Raw genomic sequence first — 19,480 nt, 5'->3', positions numbered from 1 at the left:
CAGCACCACCGTGCGGGTCCACAAAGGACTAGGGCGTCCAGGGCGCGGTCACGGCCCAGCTCACGTCCGCGTCGTACGACGCGGGGTTGTCGTACGCGTGGGCGCCGCCGTTCACCGCCACCCACACCTCCTCCGCGTAGTGCCGGACGCTCGCGCCCAACTCGTTCACCGACGCCAACCGCACGCCGCCGGCCGCGGGCTGGGCGCAGAACGTGGCGTCCCGCCGGAACAGGTCGCTGCCGTCCGACGCGCCCAACCGGACCCGGAACGCCGCGTGCCGCAGGTACTGGCCCGGCACGTTCCTCGACTCGAACGAGTAGCAGGACGGGTCCGACAGGCCGCGCCGCACGACGAACGTCGCGTCGCCCTTCGCCAACGCCGGACTGGCGGCGTCGACCACGTCGGTGCGCGCCAGGCCGTCCCGGTGCCGCAGGTAGCGGTCCGTGAAGCCGGGGGTGGTCACCCGGAACGACCGCGCCTGGTCCAGCGGCAGGTCCGCGCCGCTGCGCCAGAGCGGCACGACCGCCGCCCAGGTGGTGTCCGCCGCGAAGCTCGTGGAGCTGTCCCACGGGTTCGTCCCGCCGGGGCGCGCCAGGTAGACGCCCTCCTGGTAGTGCCGGATGAACCGGCCGGGCAGGTTGCGGGACTCCAGGACGGTCCCGCCGGCCCCGGCGCGCGCGCAGAACGTGGCGTCGGAGGAGAACCCGGCTGTCCCGTCGTGGGCGTCCGACCGCACCCGTGACGCGGAGTGCCGCAGGTACCGCCCGGGGAAGTTGCGCGACTCGAACGACAGGCACGCCGCGTCCGCCAACCCGGGCCGGGCCCAGAAGGTGGCGTCCAACCGGCCCAGGTCGTCGGCGATGACGTCGGTGCGCGCCAGTCCGTCCCGGTGCCGCAGGTGCCGGTCGGTGTAGCCGGGCGTGGTCACCCGCAGGGAGATCACCTCGCCACGTCCGACCTCGGTGCCGTCGGCCAGGGCGAGCACCCGTCGGTTGACCTCCCGCACCCGCGCCTCGGACATCTTCAGCACCTGGCGGTCGTAGGTGTAGAAGCCGTTGACCTCGTTCTCCACGTCGTACGGCTCGGTGTACACCGAGGCCGACAGCCCGCGCGTGTGCACGAACCGGCCGACTTCCTTGGTGATCTCCACGTACCGCCCGGTCAGCGACGCCTCGTCCGGGTACAGGTCGCCGTAGGCGAAGCCGGCGCCCGGCTGCCACTCGTGGCCGGCGACCCGCCGCCCCAGTCCGCCGTACTCGCCCAGCACCGCGACCCGGGTGGCGTCGGGCGGCCGGGTGGCGGCGGACATCTGGTAGGCGTGGTCGTCGATGACGTCGCCGTTGCCCGGGTCGGGGTCGGAGACGCAGCAGTTCGAGCCCGAGTTGTGGTTGATCAGCCGGGTGTTGTCGACGGATCGGACCAGGTCGACGATCCGGCCGGCGTCGTACTCGCCCCACCCCTCGTTGAACGGCACCCACTGCACGATCGACGTGATGCCCTTGAGCTGGTCGAGGATGCGCCGCAGCTCGGACTCGAAGTTGGCGTGCCCGCCGGGAACCTCGTCGACCGCGTCGAGCGCAGGCATGTCCTGCCACACCATCAGCCCGAGCCGGTCGGCGTGGTAGAACCACCGCGCCGGTTCGACCTTGATGTGCTTGCGCACCATGTTGAAGCCGAGCGCCTTCTGCCGTTCCAGGTCGAAGCGCAGCGCGGCGTCGGTGGGCGCGGTGTAGATGCCGTCGGGCCAGTAGCCCTGGTCGAGGGTGCCGAGCTGGAACACGAACTTGCCGTTGAGCAGCGGTCGCATCACGCCGCCGACCATCGCCTTGCCCAGCGACCTCATGCCGAAGTAGCCGGTGACGACGTCGCCGCCCAGGGTGACGCGCAGGTCGTAGAGGTACGGGTCGTCCGGCGACCACAGCCTCGCGTTGGGCACCGGCACGCGCAGGTGGGAGCCGACCGTGCCGACGGCCGTGCCGACGACCTGCCCGCCGGACAGCGCCTCGGCGCGCACCGACTGGCCGGCCGTGCCCTGCACGACGAGGTCGAGCACGCCCGCCGGCACGTCCGGTGTGGTGTCCAGGCGGGTGATGTGGTCGGCCGCGACCGGTTCGAGCCACACCGTCTGCCAGATGCCGGACGCGGCGGTGTAGAAGATGCCGCCGGGGTTGCGGCGCTGCTTGCCGATGGGGTGGAGGTTGCCGTCCACTGTGGATCGCACGCCGACGACGACCTCGTTCGCGCCCGCGCGCAGCGCGGAGGTGATGTCGAACGAGAACGCGTCGAACCCGCCGGTGTGGGCGCCGACGCCGACGCCGTTGACCCAGACGCGGGTCTCCCAGGTGACCGCGCCGAAGTTCAGCTTCACCCGGCGGCCGCTCCACCCGGTCGGGGTGGTGAAGGTGCGGCGGTAGTACATGTGGTCCTCGTGCCGTTTGATGCCCGACAGGGCGGACTCGATCGGGTAGGGCACCAGGACGGCCTCGGCGAGGGTGCGGCCGAAGGGCGGTGAGGACAGGTCGGGCGCGCCGGCGAACTCCCACACGCCGTTGAGGGTGAGCCAGTCGGGCCGGACCAGCTGCGGGCGCGGGTACTCGGGCAGCGCGTTGGTGGGCGACACCTGTGCCGTCCAGGGGGTGGTGAGCGGCGCCGGTTTGGGCTGCCAGACCGCCGCGCCGGCGGTGGCGGGCAGGGCGACGAGGAGGGTGCTGAGGACCAGCAGTCCGGTCAGGCCGGACAACAGCTTGCGCATGGGTGGCTCCACGGTCGGCAGGGTGCTGGTGACGTGGGTGCTCGTGACGCGAGTGCTCGTGACCTGGGTCACTTGCCGTTCCTACCTCGTTGATACAACGTTGTAAAGCTCCTGACCGGCCGGCTAGGATCCCGGTCGTTCCCGAGAATCGGCACCGACCCACGACCCGCACCCGCACCGGAGGCACCGATTGGCCACGCTCAAGGACGTCGCGGCGCTGGCCGGCGTGTCGGTGAAGACGGTGTCGAACGTGGTCAACGGCTACGCGTTCGTGAAGCCGGAGAACCGCCGCCGGGTCGAGGAGGCGCTCGCCGCCACCGGCTACCGGCCCAACCTGGGCGCGCGCAACCTGCGCCGCGGCCGGACCGGTTTCGTGGCCCTCGTGCTGCCCGAGCTGGTCGTGCCGTACTTCGCGGAGCTGGCCGGGCTGGTGCTCGGCGCGGCGCAGCAGCACGAGTGGAACGTGCTGATCGAGCAGACCCTCGGCACCCGCGAGGGCGAGCGGGACACGCTTGCCTCGCTCGGCTCGCACATGATCGACGGCGCGATCGTCAGCCCGGAGTCGCTGGAGGCGCGCGACTTCGGCGAGCTGGCGCCCGGCATCCCGGTGGTGATGCTCGGCGAGCACTCGGTGGACCTGCCGATCGACCACGTCGGCATCGACAACGTGGAGGCGGCGCGGGTGGCCGTGGCGCACCTGGTCGGCCTCGGCCGGACCCGGATCGCGGCCATCGGCGCGCACCCCCACCGCGGCACGGCGGCGCAACGCCTGGAGGGCTACCGCGAGGCCCACGCCGAGGCCGGCCTGCCCGTGCGCGACGACCTGGTCGCGACCGCGTTGAACTACCACCGCCGCGACGGCGCGGAGGCGATGGCCCGCCTGCTCGCCGCCGACGAGCCGCCGGACGCGGTGTTCTGCTTCAACGACCTGCTGGCCGCGGGGGCGGTGCGGGCCGCGGCCGAGCGGGGTGTGCGGGTGCCCGACGACCTGGCGGTGGTCGGGTTCGACAACACCGAGGAGGGCACGTACAGCCTGCCGACGCTGACCACGGTCGCGCCGGACAAGGCCGCGATCGCCCGGGCCGCGGTCGACCTGCTGCGGCGGCGCGTCGACGACCCGGGACGGGCGCCGGAGCACGTGCGCACGCCGTTCTCGCTCGAGGTCAGGGAAAGCACGGGGGGTGGCGCGTGACGCGGGACGGGGTCTTCGAGGCGCCGGGGCGGATCAACCTGATCGGCGAGCACACCGACTACAACGACGGGTTCGTGCTGCCGATCGCGCTGCCGCACGTCGTGCGGGTCACCGCGGCCCGGCGGGACGACGGGGTGCTGCGGCTGTCCTCGCGCCAGGCGCACGGCGTGGCCGAGGTCCGGGTGGCCGACCTCGTGCCGGGCGCGGTCACCGGGTGGGCGGCCTACGTGGCGGGCGTGGTGTGGGCGTTGCGCGAGGAGGGTCACCCGATCGGCGGGTTCGGGTTGCTCGTGGACGGCCGGGTGCCGCTGGGGGCGGGGTTGTCGTCCTCTGCGGCGCTGGAGAGCGCGACCGCGTTGGCGGTGACCGAGCTGTCGGGCGTCGGGCTGGACCGCCGCGAGCTCGCCCGGATCGCGCAGCGGGCGGAGAACGAGTTCGTCGGCATGCCGTGCGGGATCATGGACCAGTCGGCGTCGCTGTTGGCGCGGGAGCGGCACGCGTTGCTGCTCGACACGCGCTCGATGGAGACCGAGCACATCCCGTTCGACCTCGCGCCGGCCGGGCTCGCGCTGCTGGTCGTGGACACGAAGGCGCCGCACCGGCTGGTGGACGGGGAGTACGCGGCGCGGCGGCGGGACTGCCACCGCGCGGCGGAGCTGCTGGGCGTGCCCGCGCTGCGGGACCTGACCGGGGCCGAGCAGGACCTGCCGGACCGGCTCGCGCGGCGGGTGCGGCACGTGGTGACGGAGAACGAGCGGGTGGCGCGGGTGGCGGACCTGCTGCGCGCCGGCCGGGTGCGGGAGATCGGGCCGGCGCTGACCGAGTCGCACGTGTCGTTGCGCGAGGACTACGAGGTGACCGTGCCGGAGCTGGACGTCGCGGTGGAGGCGTTGCTGGCGGCGGGCGCGGCGGGCGCCCGGATGACCGGCGGCGGGTTCGGCGGCTGCGTGATCGCGCTGGCGGCGGAGGCGGACGTGGAGGCGTGCGCGGCGGCGGTGCGGGCGGCGTTCGCCGGGCGCGGGTTCGGGGAGCCGGAGTGCTGGACCGCGGTGGCGGCGGCCGGGGCGCGTCGAGCGGGTGACGTCCCGGCGCGGTGAGCGGCGGGCGCCGCCCGCGTCACGGGAATCGTCGATCGACCGGGTGCGACCCCTCTGCCAGGTTTTTCGGTAACCGGTACACCAGCTAGTTGGACATCTCTTCACCTGCGGTGTCGTCCGCCGGCTCCGGCGCGCCCTCCTCACGGGGCTTCGGCCGGTCCACCGGACGTACACGTCGGGGATGGCCACTGATCACCTCCGGCGTGTACGCAGTACCGGAACGCGTTCTTCCCGGCCCTGCACCGAAGGAGAGCTGTGTCCCCACTGACCCGACGAACGCTCATCGCCGGCGGCATCGCGAGCGCCGGCGTGACGGTCCTCGCCCCCACCGCCGCGAACGCCGTCTCCTACCCGTTCACGCTGGGCGTCGCCTCCGGTGAGCCCGTCGCGGACGGCTTCGTCATCTGGACGCGCCTCGCGCCCGACCCGCTCGCCGCCGACGGCCTCGGCGGCATGGGCAGCGCCTCGGTCGCGGTCGAGTGGCAGGTCGCGGCCGACCAGCGGTTCACCCAGCTCGCCCGCAGCGGCACGGCGACCGCGACGCAGTCGTGGGCGCACAGCGTGCACGTCGAGGTGTCCGGCCTCCAGCCCGGCCGCGAGTACTTCTACCGCTTCCGCGCCGCCGGGCACATCTCCCCCGTCGGCCGCGGCGTCACCGCGCCCGCGGTCGGCACCAGCCCGTCGCTGACCATGCTGTTCGCCTCCTGCGCGCACTACGAGGAGGGCTACTTCACCGCGTACCGGCGGATGGCCGAGGAGAACCCGGACCTGATCCTGCACCTGGGCGACTACATCTACGAGGGCGCGGCGACCACCACGAAGGTGCGCAAGTTCGCGCCCGGCGCGGAGATCGCGGGCCTGGCCGACTACCGGGTCCGCCACGCTCAGTACAAGGCGGACGTCGACCTCCAGGCCGCGCACGCCGCCGCGCCGTGGCTGGTCGTGTGGGACGACCACGAAGTCGAGAACAACTACGCGGGACTGGTGCGCGCCAACACGTCGCCCGCCGGTGACTTCAAGGCGCGGCGCGCGGCGGCGTACAAGGCGTACTTCGAGCACATGCCGCTGCGCGCGGCGCAGGCGCCGGTCGCGGAGAACATGCAGCTCTACCGGCGGGTCCGCTGGGGCAGCCTGGCCACGTTCCACATGCTCGACACCCGCCAGCACCGCGACGACCAGGCGTGCGGCGACGGCACGAAGGTCTGCCCGGAGGCCGACGACCCGGCACGCACGCTGCTCGGCGGCACGCAGGAGGCGTGGCTGCTCGACGGGATGCGGCAGAAGCTGGGCACCTGGGACTTCCTCGGCCAGCAGGTGTTCTTCGCGCAGAAGCTGGCCTCGGCCGACGGCGCGAAGTCCATGGACTCGTGGGACGGCTACAGCGCCAACCGCGGCCGGTTGCAGCGCGGGTGGGACGCGGCGGGCCTGCGCAACACCGTCGTGCTGACCGGTGACGTGCACCGGTCGTGGGCCGCCGACCTGATGAACGACTACGCCGCGCAGGACCGGGTCGTCGGCACCGAGCTGGTGACCACGTCGGTGACCTCCGGCGGCGACGGCAACGCCGCGGACAACGGCGTGTCCGGCCTCAACCCGCACGTGAAGTTCTACAAGAACCTGCGCGGCTACGTCCGCACCGTCACCACACCGACCCGGATGGACGTCGACTTCCGCTTCCTGGACCGCGTCACCACGCGTGACTACCCGGTCCGGACCTTGCAGAGCTACGTCGTCCAGGCGGGCAACCCCGGATTGCAGGCGCCGTGAAGAAGCTGATGACCATGATCGTGGCGCTCATGCTGGTGGGCGCCGGAACCGCGTCGGCGGCGGTCACCTGGACCGCCGCGAACAGCACCGCCACGGGCGACCAGGACAACGCCGCCGTGGCCGCGGTGCGCAACGGCTGGACCGCCGTGGTGTGGGAGGACGACCGCGACGACGTCGCGCCCACCGACCCCGTGCACAGCGACGTGTGGATCCGCCTGTTCAAGGACGGCGTGTCCCGGTACGAGAAAAAGCTGTCCACCGGCGGCACGGGCGACTGGCGGCACGTCCAGCCGGACGTGGCGGTGCACGACAACGGCGTCGCGGTCGTCGTGTGGGCCGACGACGGCGAGGGCAACGGCTACTACAACATCCAGGTGCGGGAGCTGAGCACCAGCGGCGCCGTGACCGGGTCGGCCAGGGCCAACGCCGACACCGGCGGGCAGCAGCTGAACCCGGCCGTGGCCGCCGACCCCGACGGCGCCGGGTTCGCCGTGACCTGGGAGGACGTGCAGACCGCCGCCGACCCGACGGTCCGCGTCGCCGGGTTCGCCTCCGTGACGTCGAAGACCTACGAGGCCCAGGTGCACGCGACCGGCGGCGCCCACCAGCGGCCGGACGTGGCCATGGGCGCGGCGGGCAACGCGATCGTGGTGTGGGACGAGGACGGCGACGGCAACGGCTCCTTCAACGTCGGCCGCAAGATCCTCACCCCGTCGGGTGGCGTGAAGCTCGCCCAGGGGACCGCCAACGCCGCCGGTGACGGTCAGCAGCGACGGCCGGTCGTGGCGGCGAACTTCAACGGCGACCACGCGGTGGCCTGGGAGACCGACCACACCGGCACGGCGCAGGTGGGCGTGCGCTCCTTCGCGGCCGGTGGCGCCGCCCGGACGGCCGCGGACGCGGTGCTGGCGGGAACCGACCCGCAGATCGGCATCGACGACCAGGTGAACGTCGTGGTGTCCTCGGTCGAGGCGCAGGACGTGGTGACCCAGGGCCTCAACCCGGACGGCACGGTCGCGGGCAGGCTGCCGCGCCAGGCGACGGTGTCGACGGCGACGGGCAGGCAGGACGAGCCCGCGGTCGGCGTGGACGCGTGGGGACGGATCACCGTCGTCTACACCGACGACAACGACGGCAACGGGTTCGACCAGGTGTACCTGGGCACCGGGATGGTCAACAGCACCTGGTGACGCGCGACGCGGCCGACTGATCGTTGGCGTCGCCAACGTCTGCCGTGTACCGTTGGTCTCACCAACATTGGTGAGACCAACGGAGTGTCGCATGATCACGCCTTTCGTCCTCGACGTGCCGCAGGCCGAGCTGGACGACCTGACCGACCGGTTGGCGCGGACCCGGTGGCCCGAGGAGCTGCCGGAGGCCGGGTCCGACTACGGGTTCCCGCTGAGCGAGGTCCGCGCGCTGGCGGACCGCTGGCTGAACGGCTACGACTGGCGGCGGCACGAGGCGGAGCTGAACGCGCTGCCGCAGTTCACCACCGAGGTCGACGGCCAGCGCGTGCACTTCCTGCACGTCCGCTCGGCCGCCGAGGACGCGCTGCCGCTCGTGCTGGTCCACGGCTGGCCGGGCTCGGTCTGGGAGTTCTCGGACGTCATCGGGCCGCTGTCGCGGGACTTCCACCTCGTCATCCCCTCCATCCCCGGCTTCGGGCTGTCCGGGCCCACCACCTCGCGCGGCTGGGACATCCACCGCGTGGCGAGGGCGTTCACCGAGGTGATGAACCGGCTCGGCTACCGGCGGTACGGCACGCAGGGCGGCGACTGGGGATCCGGGATCGCGCGGGCGATGGCCGCGGCCGCGCCCGGGAACGTGGTGGCGGTGCACGTGAACTACCTGCCCACACCACCCGTCGACGGGGTCGAGCTGTCCGAGGAGGACGGTCGGCGGCTCGACCGGATCAAAGCCATGATGCGCGACCGGCCCGGGTACCAGGTGTTGCACGCGACGCGACCGCAGACCGTCTCCTACGCGTTGACGGATTCCCCGGTCGGCCAGTTGGCGTGGATCGCGGAGAAGTTCGCCGAGTGGGCCGACCCGGCCTCGGGGATCGACGTCGACCGCGTGCTGACGAACGTGACGCTGTACTGGCTCACCGGGACCGCGGGCTCGTCGGCCCGGCTGGCCAGGGAGACCGGGATCGTGGCCAGCGACTGCGCCGCGCCGTTGGGCGTGGCCGTGTTCGCGCACGACATCGTGCTGCCGGTGCGGCCGTTGGCGGAGCGGGCGTACCGGGTCGAGCACTGGAGCGAGTTCGCGCGGGGCGGGCACTTCGCCGCGATGGAGGTGCCCGACCTGCTGGTCGGGGACATCCGGACGTTCTTCGCCGGCCGCGAGTAATGCCCGATCGGGGCCCTCGCTTCACCCGGACGTGGAGCTAGACCTAGGTAGAGTTCGACCATGGTCAGTTCACGACGAGGGCCGCGGATGACGCTTCCCGCGCAGCTCGTGCTGGGCGTCCTGCTGCAGGACCCCGCGGTGGCGCGGTACGGGCTGGAGATCTGCCAGATCGCCGGGCTGCCGAGCGGCACGGTCCACCCCATCCTGGCCCGCCTGGAGCAGTGCGGGTGGGTCACCAGCCGGTGGGAGGACGTCGACCCGAGCGAGCAGGGCCGGCCCCGGCGCCGGTACTACCTGCTCGACCCGGACAGCGTCGCCCACGTGCGGTCGGCCCTGGCGCGGGCCAGGACCCCGGTCTCCCGGCTGGGCCTGCTGCGACCGCACGCGGCGGGTGGCACGTGACCAGGCGGCGGCGGCTCGCGCACGTCAGCGCGCTCGCGCGTGAGCTGGAGACCGCGCTGGACGGCAAGCTCGACCGCATCCTCGACCGCAAGCTCGCCCACGACCTGGCGCTGGAGCTGCGCCGGGCGATCGAGCGCAGCCGCGTGGTCGACGTGCGCCTGGTCGAGGTCTGCGAACGGGTGCGGGCGCTGGAGTCGGCGGTCGAGGTGAACTTCCGCGGCACCACCAGCTTCGGCCCGCTGCTGGACCGCGCGCGGTCGATCCGGGTCGGGCTGGAGGAGGTCGAGCGGACCTCCGCCGAGGCCGGTCCGGCGAACCGGCTGATCGAGACGGCCGTCGCGGTGTTGCCGGCGCACCACCGGGCCCGGTACGGCGAGGAGTTCCGCGCCGAGCTCGCGGATCTGCCGCGCCACCGGCGGATCCCGCACGCGATCGGGTTGGTCAGCCGGTCGTTGCGGCTGCGGCGCGCGCTGCTCGACGCGCGGGCGACGAAGTCGGCGCGGCCATGAGCATCGCCCCGGCCGTGGTGTCGTGGGCGTGGCGGCGGCTGTGGCCCGCGCGGCGCCCGCCCGGCCCGGAGCACCGGTCCATCCTCGTGGTCGACATCGCGGGTTTCGGGCGGTGGCACGACCCCGCGCAGATCGAGGCGCGGCACGTGCTCACCCACGCCGTGCGCACCGGGTTCCGCGCCGCCGGGATCCGGTGGTCCGACCTGGCAGTGCAGGACCGCGGCGACGGGATGATGGTCCTGATCCCGGCGGCGGTGTCCAAACTGGACCTCCTCGACCCGGTCGTCCCCCGGCTCGTGGCGGCGCTGCGGCAGCACAACCAGGCGGTCGCGCCGGACCTGCGCATCCGGGTCCGGGTCGGCCTGCACGCGGGCGAGGTCCACCGCGACCCGCACGGCTGGGTCGGCACCGACCTCAACACGACGTGCCGACTGGTCGACAGCGCGCCGGTGCGGGAACGGCTGGTGGACCACGCGGTGCTCGTCGTGTCGGAGGTGATCCACCAGGGCGTGGTGCGGCACGGCTACCGCCGGGTCGACCCGGCCTCCTACAGCTCCGTCGACGTCGCGGTGAAGGAGGTCCGGGAACGGGCCTGGGTCACCACCCGGTTCTAGAGGACCAGGGAGATGCCGGTCGCCGTGACCACGACGGCGACCGACGCGTCCAGGACGCGCCACGCCAGGGGACGGGCGAACGCGCCGGACAGCCAACGCGCGCCGAACCCGAGCGCGCTGAACCACAGCACGCTGCCCGTGATCGCGCCGGCCGCGAACCACCACCGATCGCCGCCGAACCCGGTGGACGCCGTGCCCAGCAGCAGTACGGTGTCCAGGTAGACGTGCGGGTTGAGCCACGTCAACGCCAGGCAGGTGACGATCACCGCCGCGCCCGCCGCCCCCGCGCCGTCCGGTGCCGGCGACGACGGCCGCAGCACCCGCCGCGCCGCCTGCACGCCGTAGCCGACCAGGAACGCCGCGCCGCCCCACCGCGCCACCGCCAACGCCGACGGCCACGCGGTGAGCACCGCGCCGGCGCCGCCGACACCGAGCGCGATGAGCAGCGCGTCCGAGCCCGCGCAGATCGCCACGATCGCGGGCACCTGCCGGCGCAGCACGCCTTGCCGCAGCACCAAGGCGTTCTGCGCGCCGATCACGACGATGAGGGACAGCCCGGTGCCGAGACCGGCGAGCAGCGCGTACATCACCTCGCCGACGTTAGGAACCGACGGTCGGTAAGGCCAGCTATCTTTTCTTCAGTACCATCAGCGTTCGTGATGCTCGATCCGGAGTGCGTGCGGACCCTGCTGGCCGTCGTCGACGAAGGCACCCTCGACGCCGCCGCCAAGGCGCTGCACGTCACACCGTCGGCCGTGAGCCAGCGGATCAAGCTGCTGGAGCAGCGCACCGGCCGCGTGCTGCTGGTCCGCTCCAAACCGGCCCGGCTGACCGACTCCGGGGCGGTGATCGCCCGGTACGGCAGGCAGCAGGCGTTGCTGGACCGCGACGCCCGCGACGCGCTCGGCCTGGTCGAGGACCCGACGCCGATCCCGGTCGCGGTCAACGCCGACTCGCTCGGCACCTGGTTCCGCCGCGTGGTCCGGGAACTCGCCACCGACGACGGCCTGGTGCTCACCGTGCGGCGCGACGACCAGGACCACACCGCCGACCTGCTGCGCCAAGGCCTCGTCGTGGGCGCGGTCACCTCCTCGCCCCGGCCGGTGCAGGGCTGCGCCGTCCGGCCGCTCGGGAGCATCCGCTACCACGCCGTGGCGGCCAAGCGGTTCGTCCGGCGCCGGCTGGCCGACGGGCAGCCGCTGCACGACGCGCCGGTGATCGTGTTCGACGAGAAGGACGACCTGCAGGACCGCTTCTGCCGCGAGCTGTCCGGCCACGACGCCTCCGCGCACCGGCACCACCTGCCCGACGGCCACGTGTTCGAGGACGCCGTGGTCGCGGGCGCGGGGTGGGCACTGTTGACCGAGCACCAGATCGCCGCGCACCGCGGGCTCGTGCACCTGGCCCCCGACCGGCCCGTGGACGTGCTGCTGCACTGGCAGCAGTGGAAGCTCGACTCCCCGCCGCTGGCCCGGGTCGCCGACGCCGTGTTCCGCGCGGCGGCGGCCGAGCTGCACTGAACCCCGACCCCGGTCGGATTCGCGGAACCCGACGAACCGGCCGGCTCGTTCCGCCACCATGGCGGCATGAGCGAGCAGCCGCGGCAGGTGAGCCGTGTCGTCCTCGGTTTCCCCCGCGGGCGGCGCGTGCGGCGGGCACTGGCAGCGATGGCCCTGCTCGCCGCGGTGGCGGGCCTCGCGCCCCCGTGGTGGTGGCAGGCGGCGGTGGCGGCCGGGCGGTGGGCGGGCCGGCACTGGCCGGTGGTGGTCCTCGTCCTGGTGGCCGGCGCGTTGTCGGTCGGAGGACGGCGGCACCCCTCGGTGACGATGCTCGGCCGCCGGCCGCGCACGCCCGCGATGCCGCTGCTCGTGCACGTGGCGTTGCTGCTGGGGTCGGCCGCGGCGATCGCGGCGGGCGCGGGGGTGGTGCTGTGGGACCTGCTCGGGCAGCCGACCGACCGTCCTCAGGCGCCCGGCGCGCCCCCCACGCCGACGTGGGGCGTCCAGGAGCGGCTCGACGCGGTGAAGGTCGTGCTGACCGTGGTCGGGGGCGTCGGCGCGGTCGTGGCGTTGACCGTCGCCTACCGCAGGCAACGCCTCACCGAGGCCGACTCCCACCGCGAGGACACCAAGGTGGTGCTCGACCGCTACACCAAGGCCGCCGAGCTGCTGGGCGCGGCCGACGCCCCGGTCCGCGTCGCGGGCGTGTACGCGTTCGCCGCGCTGGCCAACGACGCGCCCGACGCGCGCCAGGGCTGCATCGACGTGCTCTGCGCCTACCTGCGGCAGCCGTACGGCACCGCGGCCGACCCCGGGCCGCACGACCCCGGTCAGGAGCGCCAGGTGCGGCTCACCGTCATCCGGCTCATCCGCGACAACCTGCACCTGGCCGACGACGCCCCCGCAGTTGGCGCGGCCACGACTTCGACTTCACCGGCGCGGTCTTCGACGGCGGCGACTTCGCCGGCGCGACCTTCGCCGAACCCGGCCAGGTCACCTTCGCCGAGGCCACCATCACCGGCGGCCTGTCGTTCGACCGGGCCACGGTCGCCGGCGGTGTCGTCTCCTTCGACCGCACCCGGTTCGCCGGGGGCACGGTGTCTTTCAAGGACGCCCGGTTGACCGGGGGCCGGGTGTCGTTCGAGGACGTGCGGTTCGTCGGGGGCGCGGTGTCGTTGACGGACGCGCGGTTCGCCGGCGGTGTGGTCGACCTCTCGGGCGTCGACCCGGAGTCGTCGACCGAGCTGTGGCCGGCCGGCACCCCGGCGCCTCGTGGCCTGCGGTTGCCGGCCGCCCGGCCCACCTCTCGAACCTGAATCTTTTTTGTCTACACTGAAGCTATAAAGGATTTCGCATTCGACTCCCCTGTCCGGTGGACACCACCGGCCCAGCGGCGTTACCCCGCGCAGCGGGTTCCTGGTCTGGACCTGTGATGGGAGAATCGTCTCCTGACAACGTTGTCAGGCCTCCTACCCCTGCCGGAGGTTCCAATGCGTCTCCGCACCGCGGCTCTCGCCGCACTCACCCTCGCCGCACTCGCCGTCCCGGTCCAGACCGGCACGGCGCTCGCCATCACCGATCCCGCCCAGCACGTCAACCCGTTCGTCGGCACCAAGCCCGGTGGTCCCGACTTCGGGCACGGCGGCGGCGCGGGCAACACCTTCCCCGGCGCCGTCGCGCCGTTCGGCATGCTCCAGTGGAGCCCCGACACGGTGACCCACCAGCACGGCGGCTACCACTACGACGACAACCGCATCCGCGGCTTCAGCCTCACCCACCTGTCGGGGCCGGGGTGCAGCGACTTCGGCAACGTGCCGTTCATGCCGTCCCTCGGCACGACACCCGCGTCCTACTCGACGTTCACCCACGCCAACGAGCAGTCCTCACCCGGCTACTACTCGGTCCGCTTCGACAACGGCATCCGCACCGAGCTGACCGCGAACCAGCGGTCCGGCGTGGCGCGCTTCACCTACCCGGCCGGGCAGCGGGCCTCGCTCACCGTCGACGCGGCGCGTGCGTTCAACGCGGCGAGCGGCTCCGTCACCGTCGGGACCGACAGCCTCTCCGGCTACACCGACAGCGGCGGGTTCTGCGGCGCGGGCAACCGGTACCGGCTGCACTTCCACGTCACCTTCGACCAGCCGTTCGCCTCCACCGCCACCATCGCCGACGGCGAGGTGACGCCGGACGGCCGCGAGGTCGAGGGCAGCAGCACGGGCAGCGTCCCGGGCTCGCCCAAGACCGCCGGGACGCAGCACGTGCCCGCGCCGTCCGCCACCACCCAGGACGTGCGGCCGTTCGCCGCGTCGGCGTTCGTGTCGTTCAACGCGACGACGGTCACCGCCCGGGTCGGCATCTCGTTCGTGAGCCTGGACAACGCCAAGGCCAACCTGTCCGCCGAGACGGGCACGCGGTCGTTCGACGAGGTCCGGACCGCCGCCCGCGCCGCGTGGAACGGCTGGCTCGGCCGGATCGACGTCACCGGCGGCACGTCGACCCAGCTCCGCACGCTCTACACCTCGCTGTACCACTCCCTGCTGCACCCCAACGTGTTCAGCGACGTCAACGGGCAGTACACGGGCTTCGACCGGGTGACGCACACGACCGCGAGGACCCAGTACGCGAACTTCTCCGGCTGGGACGTCTACCGGTCCCAGATCGCGCTGGTCGCGTTGCTGGGGCCGAGGGAGGCCGCCGACATCGCGCAGTCCGCGGTGAACCAGGCCGCCCAGGGCGGGTACTTCGACCGCTGGACCGTCGCCAACGGCGGCACGGGCGTGATGAACGGCGACCCGATGGCGATCATCGTGTCGACCGCGCACGCGTTCGGCGGCACGGACTTCGACACCGCGGACGCGTTGCGCCGCATGGTGGCAGGGGTGAACGACATCCGCCAGCGCCCGGGGTGGTTGCAGCTCAACGACTACGGGTACGTGCCGACGGGCCTGGGCGACGTGTGGGGCTCGGCCGCGACCACGTTGGAGTACACCAGCGCGGACTTCGCCATCTCCCAGTTCGCGGCCCGGCTGAACGACACGGGCACCGCCGAGAGATTCCTGCGGCGCGCGCAGAACTGGCGCAGCCTGTTCAACTCGGGCAGCAAGTACCTGCAACCGCGCAACACCGACCTGACGTGGCCGGGGTTCAGCCCGACGCAGGAGAACGAGTACGTCGAGGGCAACGCCGCGCAGTACACCTGGATGGTGCCGTACAACCACCGCGGGCTGTTCGACGCGATGGGCGGCAACGCCGCGGTCACGTCCCGGCTGGACACGTTCTTCACCGAGCTGAACGCCGGGCCGAAGAAGCCGTACGCCTACCTGGGCAACGAGCCGACGCTCAACACGCCCTGGGCCTACGCGTACGCGGGCGCGCCGCACAAGACGCAGGACGTGGTGCGGCGCGCGTTGACGTCGATCTTCCCGCCGACGCCCGAGGGCCTGGTGGGCAACGACGACCTGGGCGAGATGTCGTCGTGGGCGGTGTGGGCGGCGTTGGGCCTGTACCCGCAGGCTCCGGGACGGGCCGAGCTGGTGCTGGCGAGCCCTCAGTTCCCGACCACGACCATCAAGCGCGGCAACGGCGCCACCCTCACCATCACCGCCCCGAACGCATCGGACAGCGTGAAGTACGTCCAGTCGCTGCGGGTCAACGGCACGGCGTCCACCAAGCCTTGGGTGCCCGCGTCGTTCGTCGCGTCGGGCGGCACGCTCGACTTCACCCTGGGCGCGACGGCCTCGACGTGGGGCAGCGCCCCGGCCGACGCGCCGCCGTCGTTCGACGTGGGACCCGACCCGGCGCGCTCCGGCGCGGTGGTCGGCCTGGCCGGCAAGTGCGCGGACGGCGAGCCGGCGGGCCCGACCGACGGCGCGCCCGTGCGGCTGTGGGACTGCAACTCCTCCGCCGCGCAGCAGTGGACGCTGGCGTCGGACGGCACGGTGCGGGCGCTCGGGCGGTGCCTGGACGTCAGCGGCAGCGCGCGGGCCGACGGCACGAAGGTGCAGCTGTGGACGTGCAACGGGACCGCCGCCCAGCAGTGGTGGCCCAAGGGGTCGACGCTGGTGAACTCGCCGTCCGGCAAGTGCCTGGACGTGCCGAACAGCACCACCGCGAACGGCACCCAGCTGCAGATCCACGGCTGCAACGGCACCGGCGCGCAGCAGTGGCGCCTGCCCTGACCCGGCCGGGACGTTGATTGGCCGGTCGCCACGGCTCTCCCAACACGTGGCGACCGGCCGGTGACACCGCGCGGCGGCTACTTGACGCCACCTGCGGTCAAGCCTGCGATGATCCTCCGCTGGAACAGCAGCACCACCACGACCAGCGGCACGGTCACGATCACGCCGGCGGCCATCTGCGTGCCGAACGGCTGGTCGAAACCGTACGCCCCGGTGAACCGGGAGATCGCGACGGTAGCAGTCTGCATGGTGCTGTCGTTGACCATCGACAAAGCGATGATGAACTCGTTCCACGCCGCGATGAACGTGATGATCGCGGTGGTGAAGATGCCCGGCGCGGCCAGCGGCAGGATGACCTTGCGGAACGCCTGGCCACGCGTGCAGCCGTCGATCATGGCCGCCTGCTCGAGCTCCTCCGGCATCTGCCGGAAGAACGCGGTCAGGTTCCACACCGCCAGCGGCAGCGCGAACGACAGGCTCGGCACGATCATCGACTGGTAGGTGTTGATCCAGCCGATGTCGGTGAACAGCGCCAGCAGCGGCACCAGCAGGGAGATGCCGGGGAACATCGAGGTGGCGATGATCAGCGCCGCGACCGCGTTCTTGAACCGGAAGTTCAACCGGGCCAGCGCGTACGCCGCCGACACGCCGATGACCAGCGTGAGGATCGTGGTGACCCCCGCGACGACCAGGCTGTTGAGCAGCGACCGGCCGAACCCGACGGCGGGCGAGAACACCGCGGTCAGGTTGTCGAGCGAGAACGGCGCGGGCAGCGCCGTCAGCTCGAACTGGTCGGACGGGCGGCGGAACGCCGACACCGCCATCCAGTAGAACGGGGCCAGGCAGTAGAGCAGGATCAGCCCGAGCCCGGCGAACGTCAGCACCTTGCGCGGCGTGGAGGCGTTGCCCCGGGTGGCGGTCATTTGCGCGACCTTTCCCGAGCGGCTCCGATGACGTCCGCGCCGAGCAACCGCACGAACACGAGCGCGGTGACGGCCACGTAGGCGAACAATATCGTCGCGTACGCGGCGGCGGGTCCGAACCGGAGGCTCGACGCCTCGTCGAAGGCCACCATGGACAGCGTCTCCACCGACTCCTTGCGGCTGCCGATGAGCACGAACGGCAGGTCGAACATCCGCAGCGCGTCCAGCACCCGGAACAGCACGGCCACCAGCAGCGCGGGCTTCACCAGCGGGAGCGTGATCCGCCAGAACTGCCGCCACGGTGACGCGCCGTCGACACGTGCCGCCTCGTAGACGTCGTTCGGGATGATCTGGAGCCCGGCGAGCACCAGCAGGCCGACGAACGGCGCGGTCTTCCACACGTCCGCGAGGATGACCGCGAACTTCGCCTGCCAGCCTTCGGTGGTCCACAAGATCTGCCGGCCGATCACCGCGTTCGCCACGCCGTCGGCCTGGAAGATCCAGCGCCACAGCAGCGCCGAGACCGCGGTGGGCACCGCCCAGGGCACCAGGATGCTGGCCCGCACGACACCGCGCCAGCGGATCGCGTGGTGCATCACCAGCGCCATCCCGACGCCGAGCAGCACCTCCAGCGCCACCGTGATGACGGTGAACACCGTGGTGTTGCCGAACGCGTTCCAGAACCGGGTGGCGGACTCGCCGGCGAAGATCGCGGCGTAGTTGTCGAGGCCGACGAACCGCGCGCCCTCGACGACGAACCCGCTCTCGTCGAGGTCCGTCCCCTCTTGGAACACCGACTCGCGCAGCGCCGCCACCAGCGGGTACCCGACCACCAGGCCGAGCACGACGAAGGTGGGTGACAACAGCGCCGCGGCGAGTCGCCCCGCGCCCGAGGTCGCACCCCGGGCGCGGCGAGCGACCGCCGTCACTTAAGCAGCTCCTGCAACTTGGTCTGCAGCTCCTTCAGCGCCACGTCGCTGGTCTTCGCACCGGTCAACGCGGCGTAGGCGGACTCCTGGATGGCCTGGGTGACGTCGCCGTAGCGGACGGCCTGCGGGCGCGGCTTCGCCGACAGGATCGACTCCTTCAGCGTCGGCAGGTACGGGAACTGCTTCACCAGCTCGGCGTCCTCGTACAGGCTCGCCAGGGTCGGCGCCTGCGAGGTGGCCACCAGGTTGGAGCGCTGCGAGGCCTCGCTGGTGAAGAACTTGATGAAGTCCAGCGCGGTCGCCTTGTTCTTGCCGAACGCGGAGATGGCGAAGTTGTGGCCGCCCAGGGTGGAGCTGCCCGGGCCGTTGAGACCGGGCAGGGGCGCGACGTCGAACTTGCCGGCGACCTGCGAGGAGCCGTCGGTCTTGGCGGCCAGCGCCCACTGGTAGGGCCACTGGCGGTGGAACAGGAGCTCGCCCGCCTGGAACGCGCGGCGGCCCTCCTCCTCCTTGTAGGTGATGGCCTTCTCCGGGATGACGCCCTGCTGGAACCCGGTGACCAGGGCGTCCAGACCGGCCTTCGCCTCGGGCGAGTCGACCACGGCCTTGCCGTCGGCGTCGACCACGTCGCCGCCCGCGGAGTGCACGGCCTCGTCGAAGTTGACCGTCAGGCCCTCGTACTTCTCGAACTGCCCGGCGTAGCAGCCGATCGCGGGCTGCGCCGCCTTGACCGCCTGGCAGGCGGTGGTCAGCTCGGCCCACGTCTTCGGCGGCTTCTGGCCCACCGCGTCGAGCAGGTCCTTGCGGTAGTACAGCAGGCCGCCGTCGGAGTACATCGGCGCGGCGTAGAGCTTGTCGCGGTACTGCGCGGTCTTCACCGCGGGCTGGAGGAACTTGTCCAGCTGGAACTCGGCGGCGGGCAGCTCGACGACCCAGCGGTTGGCCGCGAACTCGGCCGTCCACACCACGTCGAGGTTGAGGATCGTGTACGCGTCGGACTTGACCTGCGCGTTCTGCACCATCTGCTGGCGCTGGGCGTCCGCGGACTCGGGCAGCTCGATGATCCGGACCTGCTCGTTCGCGTGCGCGGCGTTCCACTCGTCGACGAGCTTCTGCATGTTGCCGGAGGTGTCCTTGCCGGTGGCGAAGGTGACCTCGCCCCGGCCTTCGAGCGCACCGCCGGGCTGCCCGCCGCCCTGGTCCCCTCCGCTGCTGCACGACGCGAGGAGGACTGCCACACCCAGCGCCGCGGTTGCCCGCACC

At 72.5% G+C, this 19,480-nt stretch carries 17 protein-coding genes; 12 read left to right on the top strand and 5 right to left on the bottom strand.

The window, feature by feature from the left end; genetic code table 11:
• Positions 1–28 precede the first annotated feature (28 nt).
• Complete coding sequence (locus IOD16_RS09535) at positions 29–2,752, bottom strand: AbfB domain-containing protein (RefSeq protein ID WP_201439728.1); 2,724 nt, start codon at positions 2,750–2,752, stop codon at positions 29–31.
• 190 nt (positions 2,753–2,942) lie between these two features.
• Between IOD16_RS09535 and IOD16_RS09530 the strand changes: the two genes are divergently transcribed.
• The 8 genes from IOD16_RS09530 to IOD16_RS09495 all read left to right on the top strand — a co-directional run bounded on the left by IOD16_RS09530 (position 2,943) and on the right by IOD16_RS09495 (position 10,688).
• Entirely contained in the window at positions 2,943–3,944 is a 1,002-nt protein-coding gene (locus IOD16_RS09530; RefSeq protein ID WP_201439727.1) for a LacI family DNA-binding transcriptional regulator, read from the top strand.
• Entirely contained in the window at positions 3,941–5,041 is a 1,101-nt protein-coding gene (gene galK, locus IOD16_RS09525) for a galactokinase (protein WP_201439726.1), read from the top strand. Before IOD16_RS09530 ends, galK begins: the two co-directional genes overlap by 4 nt.
• Positions 5,042–5,296: 255 nt before the next feature.
• On the top strand, positions 5,297–6,808 hold the full coding sequence (locus tag IOD16_RS09520; RefSeq protein ID WP_201439725.1) for an alkaline phosphatase D family protein: 1,512 nt from the start codon (positions 5,297–5,299) through the stop codon (positions 6,806–6,808).
• Positions 6,805–7,998, top strand: coding sequence for a hypothetical protein (locus IOD16_RS09515; RefSeq protein WP_201439724.1), 1,194 nt, complete (start codon positions 6,805–6,807; stop codon positions 7,996–7,998). Before IOD16_RS09520 ends, IOD16_RS09515 begins: the two co-directional genes overlap by 4 nt.
• A 91-nt stretch (positions 7,999–8,089) precedes the next feature.
• The gene (locus IOD16_RS09510; RefSeq protein WP_201439723.1) at positions 8,090–9,163 is read left to right on the top strand and encodes an epoxide hydrolase family protein; all 1,074 of its coding nucleotides are present in this window, start codon (positions 8,090–8,092) and stop codon (positions 9,161–9,163) included.
• Between the two features lie 87 nt (positions 9,164–9,250).
• Positions 9,251–9,565, top strand: coding sequence for a PadR family transcriptional regulator (locus IOD16_RS09505; RefSeq protein ID WP_201439722.1), 315 nt, complete (start codon positions 9,251–9,253; stop codon positions 9,563–9,565).
• Complete coding sequence (locus IOD16_RS09500; protein WP_201439721.1) at positions 9,562–10,074, top strand: hypothetical protein; 513 nt, start codon at positions 9,562–9,564, stop codon at positions 10,072–10,074. The genes IOD16_RS09505 and IOD16_RS09500 overlap by 4 nt, the downstream gene beginning before the upstream one ends.
• Complete coding sequence (locus IOD16_RS09495) at positions 10,071–10,688, top strand: hypothetical protein (protein ID WP_123742601.1); 618 nt, start codon at positions 10,071–10,073, stop codon at positions 10,686–10,688. The genes IOD16_RS09500 and IOD16_RS09495 overlap by 4 nt, the downstream gene beginning before the upstream one ends.
• Here the strand turns inward: IOD16_RS09495 and IOD16_RS09490 are convergent.
• The gene (locus IOD16_RS09490; RefSeq protein ID WP_201441279.1) at positions 10,685–11,275 is read right to left on the bottom strand and encodes a LysE/ArgO family amino acid transporter; all 591 of its coding nucleotides are present in this window, start codon (positions 11,273–11,275) and stop codon (positions 10,685–10,687) included. The two genes, IOD16_RS09495 and IOD16_RS09490, sit on opposite strands and share 4 nt — an antisense overlap.
• Positions 11,276–11,347: 72 nt before the next feature.
• On the opposite strand from IOD16_RS09490, the gene IOD16_RS09485 reads away from it, so the two are divergent.
• The 4 genes from IOD16_RS09485 to IOD16_RS09475 all read left to right on the top strand — a co-directional run bounded on the left by IOD16_RS09485 (position 11,348) and on the right by IOD16_RS09475 (position 16,365).
• Positions 11,348–12,208 carry a LysR family transcriptional regulator ArgP gene (locus IOD16_RS09485; RefSeq protein WP_201441278.1) on the top strand — a complete coding sequence of 287 codons (861 nt, stop codon included), beginning with the start codon at positions 11,348–11,350 and terminating at the stop codon, positions 12,206–12,208.
• A gap of 66 nt (positions 12,209–12,274) precedes the next feature.
• Entirely contained in the window at positions 12,275–13,309 is a 1,035-nt protein-coding gene (locus IOD16_RS09480) for a hypothetical protein (RefSeq protein WP_236594855.1), read from the top strand.
• The gene (locus IOD16_RS40030) at positions 13,306–13,503 is read left to right on the top strand and encodes a hypothetical protein (protein WP_236594854.1); all 198 of its coding nucleotides are present in this window, start codon (positions 13,306–13,308) and stop codon (positions 13,501–13,503) included. Before IOD16_RS09480 ends, IOD16_RS40030 begins: the two co-directional genes overlap by 4 nt.
• A gap of 174 nt (positions 13,504–13,677) precedes the next feature.
• Positions 13,678–16,365: a lectin gene (locus IOD16_RS09475; RefSeq protein WP_201439720.1), complete on the top strand. Its 2,688-nt coding sequence runs from the start codon at positions 13,678–13,680 to the stop codon at positions 16,363–16,365.
• Positions 16,366–16,442: 77 nt separating this feature from the next.
• Here the strand turns inward: IOD16_RS09475 and IOD16_RS09470 are convergent, their stop codons facing one another.
• From IOD16_RS09470 to IOD16_RS09460, 3 genes are read right to left on the bottom strand one after another with little or no spacing between them, the layout of a single operon-like run.
• Positions 16,443–17,288, bottom strand: a complete 846-nt coding sequence (locus tag IOD16_RS09470) for a carbohydrate ABC transporter permease (protein ID WP_123742606.1) — start codon at positions 17,286–17,288, stop codon at positions 16,443–16,445.
• Positions 17,285–18,217: a carbohydrate ABC transporter permease gene (locus IOD16_RS09465; protein WP_123742607.1), complete on the bottom strand. Its 933-nt coding sequence runs from the start codon at positions 18,215–18,217 to the stop codon at positions 17,285–17,287. The genes IOD16_RS09470 and IOD16_RS09465 overlap by 4 nt, the downstream gene beginning before the upstream one ends.
• Positions 18,214–19,455, bottom strand: coding sequence for an ABC transporter substrate-binding protein (locus IOD16_RS09460; RefSeq protein WP_236594853.1), 1,242 nt, complete (start codon positions 19,453–19,455; stop codon positions 18,214–18,216). The genes IOD16_RS09465 and IOD16_RS09460 overlap by 4 nt, the downstream gene beginning before the upstream one ends.
• Positions 19,456–19,480 lie beyond the last annotated feature (25 nt).

This window comes from Saccharothrix sp. 6-C, assembly GCF_016695385.1.
Taxonomy (GTDB): Bacteria; Actinomycetota; Actinomycetes; order Mycobacteriales; family Pseudonocardiaceae; genus Actinosynnema; species Actinosynnema texasense.
This window is presented reverse-complemented; position numbering and strand designations above follow the sequence as displayed.

What these genes read in the sequence shown, in the direction of transcription:
- IOD16_RS09480 (WP_236594855.1), top strand. Translation starts at nt 12,275, where the DNA reads ATGAGCGAGCAGCCGCGGCAGGTGAGCCGTGTCGTCCTCGGTTTCCCC.
- IOD16_RS09510 (WP_201439723.1), top strand. Translation starts at nt 8,090, where the DNA reads ATGATCACGCCTTTCGTCCTCGACGTGCCGCAGGCCGAGCTGGACGAC.
- IOD16_RS09495 (WP_123742601.1), top strand. Translation starts at nt 10,071, where the DNA reads ATGAGCATCGCCCCGGCCGTGGTGTCGTGGGCGTGGCGGCGGCTGTGG.
- IOD16_RS09505 (WP_201439722.1), top strand. Translation starts at nt 9,251, where the DNA reads ATGACGCTTCCCGCGCAGCTCGTGCTGGGCGTCCTGCTGCAGGACCCC.
- IOD16_RS09535 (WP_201439728.1), bottom strand. Translation starts at nt 2,752, where the DNA reads ATGCGCAAGCTGTTGTCCGGCCTGACCGGACTGCTGGTCCTCAGCACC.
- IOD16_RS09485 (WP_201441278.1), top strand. Translation starts at nt 11,348, where the DNA reads ATGCTCGATCCGGAGTGCGTGCGGACCCTGCTGGCCGTCGTCGACGAA.
- IOD16_RS09490 (WP_201441279.1), bottom strand. Translation starts at nt 11,275, where the DNA reads ATGTACGCGCTGCTCGCCGGTCTCGGCACCGGGCTGTCCCTCATCGTC.
- IOD16_RS09470 (WP_123742606.1), bottom strand. Translation starts at nt 17,288, where the DNA reads ATGACCGCCACCCGGGGCAACGCCTCCACGCCGCGCAAGGTGCTGACG.
- IOD16_RS09475 (WP_201439720.1), top strand. Translation starts at nt 13,678, where the DNA reads ATGCGTCTCCGCACCGCGGCTCTCGCCGCACTCACCCTCGCCGCACTC.